Origin of the sequence: Clostridium collagenovorans DSM 3089 (assembly GCF_900130005.1) — a bacterium.
GTDB lineage: Bacteria > Bacillota > Clostridia > Clostridiales > Clostridiaceae > Clostridium_D > Clostridium_D collagenovorans.
Genome location: NZ_FQXP01000006.1, coordinates 48,357 through 60,946 on the forward strand (window position 1 = coordinate 48,357; position 12,590 = coordinate 60,946).

General features: G+C 30.1%; 10 protein-coding genes. All 10 read left to right on the plus strand.

Annotation, left to right across the window (positions count from 1 at the left end; genetic code table 11):
• Nucleotides 1-20: 20 nt before the first annotated feature.
• The 10 genes from BUA48_RS08435 (at nucleotide 21) to BUA48_RS08485 (ending at nucleotide 12,583) form a co-directional block, all read left to right on the plus strand.
• Nucleotides 21-830 carry a carbohydrate ABC transporter permease gene (locus BUA48_RS08435; RefSeq protein WP_072831619.1) on the plus strand — a complete coding sequence of 270 codons (810 nt, stop codon included), beginning with the start codon at nucleotides 21-23 and terminating at the stop codon, nucleotides 828-830.
• A gap of 560 nt (nucleotides 831-1,390) precedes the next feature.
• Nucleotides 1,391-2,674, plus strand: a complete 1,284-nt coding sequence (locus BUA48_RS08440; protein ID WP_072831620.1) for an ABC transporter substrate-binding protein — start codon at nucleotides 1,391-1,393, stop codon at nucleotides 2,672-2,674.
• Between the two features lie 73 nt (nucleotides 2,675-2,747).
• A complete protein-coding gene (locus tag BUA48_RS08445; RefSeq protein ID WP_072831621.1) occupies nucleotides 2,748-3,632 on the plus strand; it encodes a carbohydrate ABC transporter permease in 885 nt (294 codons plus the stop codon).
• Between the two features lie 17 nt (nucleotides 3,633-3,649).
• Nucleotides 3,650-4,465, plus strand: coding sequence for a carbohydrate ABC transporter permease (locus tag BUA48_RS08450; protein WP_242944325.1), 816 nt, complete (start codon nucleotides 3,650-3,652; stop codon nucleotides 4,463-4,465).
• A 48-nt stretch (nucleotides 4,466-4,513) separates the two neighbouring features.
• Nucleotides 4,514-5,635, plus strand: a complete 1,122-nt coding sequence (locus BUA48_RS08455; protein WP_072831622.1) for a GNAT family N-acetyltransferase — start codon at nucleotides 4,514-4,516, stop codon at nucleotides 5,633-5,635.
• A gap of 55 nt (nucleotides 5,636-5,690) precedes the next feature.
• Nucleotides 5,691-6,797: an ABC transporter ATP-binding protein gene (locus BUA48_RS08460; protein WP_072831623.1), complete on the plus strand. Its 1,107-nt coding sequence runs from the start codon at nucleotides 5,691-5,693 to the stop codon at nucleotides 6,795-6,797.
• Between the two features lie 146 nt (nucleotides 6,798-6,943).
• Entirely contained in the window at nucleotides 6,944-7,945 is a 1,002-nt protein-coding gene (locus tag BUA48_RS08465; RefSeq protein ID WP_072831624.1) for a uroporphyrinogen decarboxylase family protein, read from the plus strand.
• Nucleotides 7,946-8,805: 860 nt separating this feature from the next.
• Nucleotides 8,806-10,362 (plus strand): ABC transporter substrate-binding protein, encoded by a 1,557-nt coding sequence (locus BUA48_RS08475; RefSeq protein WP_072831626.1) that lies wholly within the window; start codon nucleotides 8,806-8,808, stop codon nucleotides 10,360-10,362.
• Nucleotides 10,363-10,689: 327 nt separating this feature from the next.
• Entirely contained in the window at nucleotides 10,690-11,640 is a 951-nt protein-coding gene (locus BUA48_RS08480; RefSeq protein WP_072831627.1) for an ABC transporter permease, read from the plus strand.
• Between the two features lie 4 nt (nucleotides 11,641-11,644).
• On the plus strand, nucleotides 11,645-12,583 hold the full coding sequence (locus BUA48_RS08485) for an ABC transporter permease (protein WP_072831628.1): 939 nt from the start codon (nucleotides 11,645-11,647) through the stop codon (nucleotides 12,581-12,583).
• Nucleotides 12,584-12,590 lie beyond the last annotated feature (7 nt).

A 12,590-nucleotide genomic window follows, 5' to 3' on the forward strand; every position in this document is an offset into this window, starting at 1 on the left:
TTATTAAATAGGAGGAAGAAATGAAGAGTTTTTTCAGATTTATTGGAAGCATAATCTTATTAATTATTGGACTAATAGCAATTATACCCTTTATTTATATGATAATGACCTCTCTTCAACATATATATACTAGTGTTGATTTTAAGGTTTCTTTTACTGGAATGACCTTAGACAATTATAAATTTATCTTTGAAAGCAGAAATTTTTCAAGGTATTTTTTAAATAGTAGCTTTATTACAATTTCGGGTGTAATATTAAATGTTGTATTTAGTAGTTTGGCTGCTTATTCCTTTGCAAAAATGAAGTTTAATGGAAATAATAAAATATTTTTCTTTATGATAATGACTTTAATTATACCAACACAGGTTACCATGATACCGCTCTACATTATAATGAAGCAGTTAAACTGGATTAATAGTTTCTTTGCTTTGATTTTACCAATACCAACTGCTCTAGGGGTTTTTATAATGAGGCAAGCAATCATAAATATACCTAATGAGCTTTTGGAATCAGCTAAAATAGATGGATATTCTGATTTTCATATATTCACTAAAATAGTAATACCACTTATAAAACCAGCAATAATAACAGTATCAATTTTTACATTTATAGGTGCGTGGAATGAATTTTTGTGGCCATTAATAGTATCTGTAGATGATAAAACTAGAACACTAACAGTGGGGTTATCCACTTTGCAAACTCAGTATACACCTAATTATGGAGTAATGATGGCAGCGGCAACCCTAACATTTTTACCACCATTTATATTTTATTTAATTCTACAAAAACGATTTGTAGAAGGTGTTGCGGCTACAGGATTAAAGGGATAAGGATAAATATAGTGCTAGAAACTTATTATTTATTAGTGTATGTATTCATAGTAGGTATACTAAAGGATAAAGCAGCAATTGTATTTAAATATAATTTTTAGTAAATAGTTTGGAGACTAAATATGATGAAAAATAATTAGAAAATAAAATAAGGGATTTAACAGTTTAAATTATATAAAAGAAAACTAGGTGCTTAATGATTGAAATTATATAAAATGTATATAGCGTTATGAAAATCTATTAAATTTTATAATAGTATATTAATAAAATAAAAAATACTTACAAGTGAACATTATAGAAAATATAAATTTTAGTATTTAAAAGCATAATGAAAATTAATGGGAATAAAGATTTTTATGGAATAAAAGCTATATATGGATAAAAATATAATATAAAATAGAGAAATAATAGAAATTCCCTATAGATAACTAACAATCTATAGGGAAAACCTATTAGAAAAAATACTGATTATTTGCTAATATTTAATTGACTTAATAAATAATGTCGAAAGATGTTTAACGTCATACGAAATATAATTACTAGAATAAGGGGAAAAAAATATGAAGAAAGTAAAGAGAATTTTTTCATTAGTAATGGCATTAATAATGTCTACAGCTCTTTTAGCTGGGTGTACAAGCTCTGACAAATCATCAAAAGCTGAAGGCGGAAAAGAAAAATTAGTTGTTTGGCTTCCTCCAATAGGACCAAATGATGAACCAGTATGGGAACCAATTTTTAAGAAGTTTGAAGAAGAAAACAATTGTGATGTTGATCTTCAAATAATACCATGGGATAACTACGCTGAAAAATATGCAACAGCTATAAGTGCTGGTAAGGGCCCAGATGTTGGATATATGTACGCTGAAATGTTCCCACAATTTATAGAAATGAAAGCAGTTGAGGATTTAGGTTCTCGTTTAACTGATAAGGATTATGAAAACTATACATATATAGATGCAGGAAAAATGATGGGTGGACTTTATGGACTACCTATAGAGGCTGCAAACCCAGGTGTATTATATTACAATAAGGATATCTTAGCTGAATTAGGAGAACAACCACCTAAGACTTGGGATGACTTTGTTAGAATAGCTCAAAAGGCTACTAAGGACACAGATGGTGATGGAAAAATCGATCAATGGGGAATTTCTCAAGGTTGGGGTGCTAAAGTTTTCGGTGATTTAAACTGGAACTGGTACAACTTCTTATGGCAAGCAGGTGGAGATATTTTCAATGAAGATTTAAAAACTGTTAGATTTAATGATGAGCATGGTGTAGAAGCTGCTCAATTCTTACATGATTTAAAATTCAAGTATAATGTAATTCCAGAGGATGCATTAGCAAAAACTAATAAAGAGATGTTAGAATCAGTATTTGGACCAGGAAAAGCTGCCTTTGCTATTCACTTATCATCATCAGCTTCAAATATATTTGATAAGTCTTTCCCAGATTTAAATTGGGGGTTTGTAACATCATTAGAGAATAAATCTTTAGGTTCTTTTGCATCAGTTGACCAATTAACATTAATGTCAGCAGCAAAAAATAAAGATCTTGCATTTAAATTAATGCAACATATGTTAAGTGTTGAATCAATGACTGAATTCCATAAATCTAACCCTAGAGCACCAATCTCTAAGGACGAGCCATACCAAGGTGATCCAAGATTTGAAAGTATGGTATACAATGAGAAGGATGCATATAGACCATTAATGGTTGGTCCTCACGGAATAGAAATATATGAATATCTATGGAAACAATTACAAAGAATGATGACTGGTGAAGTTTCACCAAAAGAAGCTTTAGACGAAGCTGCAAGATATTCTAATGACTTATTAGGACAATAATATTATAGTATATAAAAACAGGCATTGAATATATTTCAATGCTTGTTTTATTATAAGTAGAGGGGTGATAATTGTGAAGAGAAAAAATATAATTAAAAAAATAAAACCATATGGATATATATTGCCACTGGGAATTTTATTATGTGCATTTTATGTAGTCCCAATAATTATGTCTATATTTTTTAGTTTTACAAAGTATAATATAATGGCACCACCAACCTTTATTGGTTTTGATAACTATGCTAAGTTATTTGCAGATAAAACCTTAATTACTGCCATAGGTAATACTGTGAAGTTTTCTGCTGTGGTTGTGCCTATTCAAACCATATTAGCCTTAGTAATGGCAGTTTGGATAAATAAAAGAAGTGAAAGTATGGCAGCTAAATTTGCTAAGGGAGCTATATTCATACCTGTTTTATCATCAATGGTACTTATAGGTATGGTTTGGAAATCTCTTTTAAGTGGAGATGCATCTCCCATAAATCAGGTTCTATCAGTAGTTGGATTAAGTGCTTCTAATTTACTGGGAAATAGTAAAACTGCATTACCAACCTTAATGTTTATATCTATATGGAAGAACGTGGGTTATTTCATGGTTATATACATATCTGCACTTATGGATGTTCCGAAGAGTTATTACGAAGCATCTACAGTTGATGGAGCTAATAAGTGGCAAGAATTTAAGAACATAACTTTACCACTACTTAAGCCAACTACTATTATGGTTGTGTTTTTAGGGGTAATTTGGTCCTTACAAGTATTTGACCTTGTATATACATTAACAGGGGGAGGACCTGGAATGTCAACTATGACAATAGTTATGCATGCCTTTAACTTAAACTTTAAAAACTTTAATTCAGGATATGCTATGGCTGTTGCCAACGTATTATTTTTACTTATTGCTATTGCGTCTATTTTACAGAAGACGCTTATAAAGAAAGATAAATCTACATTTTAAAGGGGTGAGATTTTAAAATGAAAATGAAGAAGAAAAGAAATATACTAGGAGATACTATGTTAGTAATTATAGGCTGCATAAGTATAATTCCCTTTTTATATATGTTAATTACATCCTTAAAGGTAACTTATAATTCTTTTGATTTTAGTTTATCTTTATCATCATTAACTTTTCAAAACTATTTAGAGATATTTAACAATAAAAGCTTTGTTAGATACTTTATGAATAGTGTATTTATATCAACTTGCGGTGTTATATTAAGTTTAGCTTTTAGTAGCTTAGCAGGCTATGCCTTTGCTAAAATGGACTTTAAGGGAAATGATAAAATATTTTTCTTTATGATAATGACTTTAATAATACCATCACAGGTTACAATGATACCTCTTTATATAATAATGAAGAATCTTAATTGGATTAATACATATTGGGCTTTAATTTTACCTATTCCAACAGCCTTTGGTGTATTTATAATGAGACAAGCTATTTTGAATATACCTAAGGAATTGTTAGAATCAGCCAGAATAGATGGATATTCAGACTTTAAAATATTTATAAAAATAGTACTGCCATTAATAAAACCGGCTATAATAACTTTATCTATATTCACATTTATGGGTGCTTGGAACGAGTTCTTATGGCCATTGATTGCAACTACTGAAACTGCAATGAGAACATTACCAGTTGGATTATCTACATTACAAACTCAGTATGTTACAAACTATGGTTCAATGATGGCAGCGGCTACAATAACATTTTTACCACCATTTATATTTTATTTGATTTTACAAAGTAAATTTGTTGAAGGTGTAGCTTTATCGGGTATAAAGGGATAATCTAAGGTTAATATAAAATATAGAGTAAAGTTCAGGAGGAATTATATTATGGAAGGACCAAGAGGCGCTAAAAAGTCAGAATTTCCAAAGGTTATTGACTTAATAAACAAGGTTTTTAGAACAGATAGAGGACATAATCCTACAATGAAAGAGGAGTTTCCTATTTTATTAGTAGAAGAAAATATAGATAATATTAGAGTAATAGTTGAAGATGGAGTACCTGTTTCAGATGTTAACTTTGTTCAAAGACAAATTTTAATAGAAAATGCTTCAATTGAAGTAGCGTCTATAGGTGCAGTTTGTACACATCCAGATCATAGAGGTAAAGGATACTCTTCTTTAATATTAGATGATGTTGAGAAAAAGATGTATGAAGATGGAGTGGATATGTTACTTGTTTCAGGAACAAGAAGCTTATATGCTAGAAGAGGATGCACTCAAACTAAAAACTTCATGAAGTATACAATAGAGCCTAAAAATATAGAAATGGATTTAGAGCTAAGGGAATACAACAGTAGCTACTTAGAAGATATTATGCCAATGTATAATTCGGCAGCTACTAGATTTTATAGAAGTAGAGAAGACTTTGAAAAGCTAATAGAATCAGCTGTTATGCCGTGGGGACCTTTTACATATAAGAGATATGTAATTTTTAGAGAAAATAAACTTATAGGCTATGTGTTTATGAGAATAATAGAAGTTAATGAGAAGTTTGGGCAGGTTATTGAGTGCTTTGGAGAGTCAGAGGACATATTCAAGATCTTATCAAACTTAGGGAAAGACTTAAAGCTTAAAAATGTATTTTATATGGTTAATAAGGAAGACAAAAAGAATCATCTTAAGAGTTACTCAAAATGTGAAGAGTTTTTTCAAGAGGGTACAGTTAAGGTTATAAACTTTACTAAGCTTATGAAAAACCTAAGCCCATACTTTAAACAGTATTTAAATAGTGCAGAAATGAAAGAGCTTAAATTCTATGAAGAAAATAATGAGTATATCATAGAGTTTAAAAATGAGATATTAAAGATAAAGGATATAGTTATTCTTAATAAATTATTATTTGAAGGAACATCTGCTGTAAATGATGCTCTATCAAATGAATTTAAGCATGTATTAGATATGATTTTCCCAATGCCATTCCCATGGGTTGCTAATTTGAATTATCAATAATTTTGCTTAAGGATATGAGATTAAAAGTATTTATGGCATTTAAGGAGTGATATAAATGGCTAAAATAGAATTGAAAAATTTAAATAAAACCTATGCAAATGGATTTGAAGCAGTAAAGGATATAAATTTAGATATTGAAGATAAAGAGTTTATAGTGTTAGTTGGACCTTCAGGATGTGGTAAATCTACAACTTTAAGAATGATAGCAGGACTAGAGGAAGTGAGTTCTGGTAGTATTAATATTGGAGAAGTAGACGTAACTGAAATGGAACCAAGGGATAGAGATATAGCTATGGTATTTCAAAACTATGCTCTATACCCACATATGACTGTATATGAAAACATGGCATTTTCTTTAAAAATAAGAAAAATGAAAAAGTCAGAAATAAAAGATAAGGTTACAGAGGTAGCTAAGATATTAGGAATAGAGAATCTATTAGATAGAAGACCAGCTCAACTTTCAGGAGGGCAAAGACAAAGGGTTGCTTTAGGAAGAGCAATGGTTAGATCACCTAAGGTGTTTTTAATGGATGAACCCTTATCTAATTTAGATGCTAAATTAAGGGTGCAAACAAGATCAGAAATTATAAAGCTACATAAAATGTTAAACACTACATTCATTTATGTAACACATGACCAAACAGAAGCTATGACTATGGGTACTAGAATAGTTGTTATGAATAATGGAGTTATACAGCAAGTAGATAGTCCTCAAAGAATTTATGATGAGCCTAATAACATATTTGTAGCCAGCTTTATAGGTTCACCACAAATGAACTTAATAAATGGTGTTATTAATAATAATGATGTAGTAATAGGACAGGGAAGCTTTAGTTTAAAATATAAGAAGAAATCAATAGATAACTTAGAAGTAGCAATTACTACAGAGGATAAGGCATTAAGAAATGAAGTAGTAGTAGGTGTGCGTGCTGAGGATGTAGCTTTATCTAAGGTAGAAGGCATGGAGCCAATAAGTGGAACAGTTGAGTTCACTGAGCATCTAGGATCAGAAACCTTAGTTTATGTTAAAACAGAGCTTGGAACCATTGTAAGTAGAAGTACACCATCTGTTATGTATGCCGTAGGAAGTAAAATAGACGTGTATTTTAAATTAGACAAAATCCATATCTTTGATAAGGAAACCGAAAAAAGAATTATGTAATATAAGAGAGAGTTTTATAAGAATTTAAGCTCTTGTGAAAAGAGAAAACCATGAATAACTAGATAAAAACCTAGATATATACATGGTTTTTCTTTATATAAGGGATTGAGATTAGAATCAAGAGGATTATATTAGGAGGAAATACAATGGATTTATTAAGATATATAAATAGTGAAGATAGAGGATACTTCAATGCTTTTATGGGCACAAATGGATTAAAGCTTTGTAATTACACTATTTACGAGGTGTACAATGATCCTAAGAAACAATTAGAAGTAGCTCAAAAGTTACAGGAAGTATGTCCAGCAGATTTTGTTTACGCAATGGATGATGGAAACGTATTTTGTGAAGTTTTAGGCGTACCACTTATGAAAAAAGATGATGACTTTCCAATGGTAACAGATCATCCAGTTAAAAATATTGAAGATCTAAAAGCCATGAAGGTACCTAATCCTTATGAAGAAAAGAGAATGAAAACAAATCTAGAAACAATGAAGTTATTAAGTGATAACTTTGATAAACCATTAAAGGTTTCATTACAAGGACCATTTACCCTAGCAACTCAATTAGCTGGCTTTGCTAATGTTGCAAAAAGCATAATAAAAAATAAAGAATTCTTAAATGAACTTTTAAAATTCACAAGAGAAGTAGTTTTAGTATATGCAAAGGCATTAATAGAAGCAGGAGTTGACTATATATCAATAGCAGAACCCTCCTCAGTTATTTTATCAGGAGAAAGATTTGATACCTATGTAGTAGAGGGATTGAATTATATTTATAACAATATAAACTGCATTAAAGGACTACATATATGTGGAGATACAACAAATTTATTAGATAGCATGTTAAAATGCAACCTAGATTCAATAAGCCTTGACCAAATAATGGATTTATCAAAGGTAATCGAGAGGATACCAGAGAATATAGTACTCCTAGGAAATATTGACCCTATCAATATCTTAGGAAAAGGAACAGTAGAAGAAGTTGAAAAAGAAACTATAAGAATTAGAAAATCAATGAAAGACCATAAAAACTTTATTTTAGCCTTTGGCTGCACCTGTTTAAATGATACCCCAATAGAAAACCTAGCAAAAGCAAGTGAAATAGCAAGGCTAAGCAAGGAAGAATTCAATAAAAAACAAGCTTAGATTTAGATAAATAAACAAAAAAGACTAAAAAGACAAGAATATTAAATATAGATATAGGATAGTTAGTGTAAGTTTTTTAATAAGAAACAATTGAGAAAACTTAACTAAGAAATCCTATATCTTTTTTTATTTTAAGCAAGTATATCATAAAAGTATCAAATGGTGCACCAATCCTAATAGAAGTAAAGACAGAGAAGTATTTGCTATTAGATGACTTGTAAAAGAAAAGGTTTGAAGAAGGATAATAAAGTATTCATAAGACACTTTTAGTAATAATCTTAAATTAGCTACAAGGACATGCACTGTCAAGGTAATATTTACATATATTCAAAACATTGATTTAATCTATAGTAGTTATAGAAAATCATAATAATACCGGAAAAATTGGTTTATTTTGTTGTAATAAATGGTAGTTTTGATATAATAAAATTGCAAAATTCATAAAAGGTAGAGTTATGTAAGACACTTTTATGATAGGTGTATAGCTATTATAAGTAAAGTCCATAAATGGCCATGGACAAGAAAATAAATATCAAGAATATTCTTAAAAAAGAAGTTAAATATAAAAAGTATTCCAATCAATAAAGAGTATTTTTTATTTCTGCGAGCTCAAAGATAGGACTATATCTAAGATTTGCAAATTGGGCTATAGAAGATTTTATGAGTCTTTTATAAATTTGCAATATGACGTTAAAAAAAGAGATACTTCAGATATATAAATTTCAAAGCATATTATTAATTATTAATAAGGTAATAGGGCAATTAGGTGTTATATTAGCATCTATTTTAATCATGCCCAAAATTTGTTTAGGGAACTATAAAGCAATTAAACCTTTTAAGGAAGTAGGAGAGGAAAGACTATGAAAAAAGCAACAAAAAGAATAATGGCATCTTTATTGTCAGCTATGTTTGTTCTTACTGGATGTGGAGCAGGAGACTCAGCTAGTGCAGACAATAATGGAGCAAAAACATTTACTTATGCTATAGAGCATGATGTATCTACTTTAGGACCATTCTCGGGAGAGGATTCTGCTACGGTGGCTATAAAACCACTATATGATTACTTATACATAATGTCTAATGAGGGCATAAGATATTATGCTGCTGATAAATTAACTGTTTCAGAGGATGGATTAAAAATTAATCTTCATATAGCAGATAATGCAAAGTGGCATGATGGAGCACCTTTAAGTGTTGATGATCTTATTTTTACTATTAGATATAACTCAGAAATAAAGAATAGTACTAAGCTAACTAAAATAGGTGAAAATCCTGTTCAATACAATAAAATAGATGAAAAAACTATAGAAATAGTTTTACCTGAGACATTATCAGATTTTACTACACTTTTAGGTAAGATGATGTTATTACCATCTCATTTATTTGATAATGATCCTACTAAGGTTGATGGATCAGAGGAATTAATGAAGGGTATAGGTTATGGACCATTTAAGTTAAAAGAGTGGAATAAGGGTGAAAATATAATTTACGAAAAAAATACAGATTATCACCGTGGACAAGCTAAAATAGATCAAATGATAATGAAGATTATACCTGAGGATAGTGCTAAGGAAGTTGCATTACAAAAGGGTGAAATATCATTCATGAGAATATCTTCAAAGGATAAATATGAAAAATACAGTAGTGACGATAAATATAAATTATCTACTTTCACAGAATCAAGAATGAACTATATACAAGTTAACCCAGCAAGCAAAAATAATTTAACAAAGGAAATGAAGGAAGCTATTTTTGCAGCTATTGACTTAAAAGAAGTGATGGATGTTGTTTATGCATCAGAGAAGATGTCATTACCAGGACAAGGAATTTTCTGTCCAGCAGATATGTATTATGATAAAGATTTTAAAAACTATACACATGATTTAGAAAAGGCTACGTCTTTAGCTAAGGAAACTGGCTTAGATAAAATCACATTAAAATATATCTACAATAATAACAGAGTTAATATGGCTGAGGTTGCAATTGTTGTTCAACAACAACTTGCAAAGGCTGGTATAAAGGTTGATTTACAAGGAATGGATTCGCCATCATTCTTTAAGAAGTTCTTTGATAGAGTAAAACCACAAGATGATTGGGATTTGGGAACAAATGGATGGGACTCTCAAATAGGGGATGCTGGATATGTTCATGGATATTTAGATTCAGGCAAAGGTTTTTCAAACTTCAATGAATCTAAAGAAACTAACAAAGCATTCACAGAAGCTCGTTCAACTAGTGATTTAAAAGAAAGGACAGCTAAATATAGAGAAGGTCAAGAATTACTTAAGGAAGATTACACTGTATATCCTATTTCTTACCCTAACTATGTTTTAGTTTCTCAAAAGAATGTAAAGGGACTTGATACACTTCCATCAATGTTGTTATTTGAGGATTACTTAACAATAGATATTGAATAAGTTGTTATATAAGTTTTAATTAAATTTCTATATTTATGCTTTGCACTTTAGTACCCGTAAGAATGAGGGTAATTTAAATGCAATAGTAAAGTAAATGCTAATTATTAAAATTATATAAGTCTTAATTAAAGTAAGATATATATTTTGAGATATGAAGAGAATTGATTATTAAAAACAGTAAAAATTAATAGAAAATAAGTTAGTACAAGGGCTGTCCTACTAAGAGATGTACAAGCAATATTATTGAGTTAAAAGTTGAAAATTATCTTAAATTTATTGTGGTATGCATTCTTAATATGACAGCCATTTATACGAAAGGGGTAGAATGTGAAATATTTTTTAAAAAGAATATTAGAGTCTGCTGTATCATTGATTATTATTTCATTTTTTTCCTTTGCAGTAATACAATTAGCGCCAGGTGATGTTTCATCTATGTATATAAATCAAGATATGACGCAAGAGGAAATTCAGGCTACAATTGAAAAGTTAGGCTTAGATAAAAGTATACCAGAACAATATTTTGCGTGGGCTAAGATGGCTGTAAAGGGAGACTTCGGTGTTTCTATGATAAATCATAGACCAGTAGGGCAACAGATAATGGAGAAATTCCCTTCTACTATATTGCTTATGGGGGTTTCTTTAGTGGTATCCTTGGGACTTGCAATAGTATTGGGTTTAGTAGCTGGACTTAAAAAGAATACTTTTATAGATAGGATAATTAATTTCTTTACCTATTTAGGAATATCGGTTCCGGCATTTTGGCTCGGTATGGTTTTAATAGTTGTATTTTCATTAAAACTAAATATGTTACCTTCATCAGGAATGCACACAGTAGGGAATAAAAGTTTTATTGACTTAGTACAACATTTAATTCTGCCTACCTTAACACTAAGTGTAGGAAACTTAGCTGTCTTTACTAAATATATACGTTCAAACACAATAACTCAATTAGATGAGGAGTATGTAGTAACAGCTATTTCAAAGGGAACAAGTAGAACTAAGGTACTATTTAGACATGTATTTAAGAATTGTTTACTACCTATTATAACACTTGTAGGTATGAATTTATCATCATTAGTTGTTGGTTCATTTATTATTGAATCTATATTTGGATGGCCAGGACTTGGTACATTAGGAATGACTGCAATCACTTCAAGAGATTATACAATGATAATGGCATATACTATGTTCTCAGGAACTTTATATGTATTAGGTAATTTATTAGCTGATGTACTTTATTCTGTTGTAGATCCAAGAATTAAATTAGGAAGTAGGTAATTATATGGTAGATATAAATGTACAAGAGGATATTGATATTTCAAGTGTAAAAAATCCATTTGAAAAGGCAAAAAAGGTAGAATGTAGTGAAATAACCACTGTTCATAGAAATTTCTGGTTTAATTTAAAAAGCAGCTTTAAGGGAAATCCTTTGGCTATTATGTCCTTAGTAATATTAATTATAGTAATTGTAATGTCTTTACTGGCTCCATTATCGCCTTATGATCCTAATGCGGTTGATGCAGCAAGTAAATTACAACCACCATCTTTAAAGCATTTCTTTGGTACAGATGATTTTGGTAGAGATTATTTTACAAGAGCTTTATATGGGGGAAGACTTTCTTTACTTGTTGGATTTGCTAGTATGGGGGTTACAATTTTAATTGGAACAATACTAGGTACAATTAGTGGATATATGGGCGGAAAAGTTGACATGTTTATCATGAGATTTTCTGACATATTTGTAGCTTTACCAAGTTTCTTATTAATGGTAATTTTAAATGCTCTATTCCAACCGGGATTAGTTACCTTAATTGGAGTACTTAGTTTATTTTCATGGGCTAGAATTGCTAGAATAACTAGAGCTGAAACAATGTCATTAAAAGAAAGAGATTATATATTAGCAGCTAAAAACTTAGGGGCAAGTAATCTTAGTATTATATTTGGCCATATTATACCTAATATGAGTTCCTCTATAATCGTATCTGCTAGCTTAAGTGTAGCAAGTGCTATTTTAACGGAATCATCTCTTAGCTTTTTAGGGTTAGGGGTACAGCTTCCACAATCTTCATGGGGAAGTATGTTACAGTTAGCACAAAAGTACATATTAGACAAGCCGTACATGGCTATTTTCCCAGGATTACTAATATTACTTATGGTTTTAAGCTTTAACATACTAGGCGATACCTTAAGAAATGCATTTGAACCTAAATTGATAAAGTAAAAGAGGT

Excerpts from the sequence above, each read along its gene's own strand:
- BUA48_RS08465 (WP_072831624.1), top strand. The coding sequence starts at position 6,944 with ATGGATTTATTAAGATATATAAATAGTGAAGATAGAGGATACTTCAAT.
- BUA48_RS08485 (WP_072831628.1), top strand. The coding sequence starts at position 11,645 with ATGGTAGATATAAATGTACAAGAGGATATTGATATTTCAAGTGTAAAA.
- BUA48_RS08460 (WP_072831623.1), top strand. The coding sequence starts at position 5,691 with ATGGCTAAAATAGAATTGAAAAATTTAAATAAAACCTATGCAAATGGA.
- BUA48_RS08440 (WP_072831620.1), top strand. The coding sequence starts at position 1,391 with ATGAAGAAAGTAAAGAGAATTTTTTCATTAGTAATGGCATTAATAATG.
- BUA48_RS08455 (WP_072831622.1), top strand. The coding sequence starts at position 4,514 with ATGGAAGGACCAAGAGGCGCTAAAAAGTCAGAATTTCCAAAGGTTATT.
- BUA48_RS08475 (WP_072831626.1), top strand. The coding sequence starts at position 8,806 with ATGAAAAAAGCAACAAAAAGAATAATGGCATCTTTATTGTCAGCTATG.
- BUA48_RS08435 (WP_072831619.1), top strand. The coding sequence starts at position 21 with ATGAAGAGTTTTTTCAGATTTATTGGAAGCATAATCTTATTAATTATT.
- BUA48_RS08450 (WP_242944325.1), top strand. The coding sequence starts at position 3,650 with ATGAAAATGAAGAAGAAAAGAAATATACTAGGAGATACTATGTTAGTA.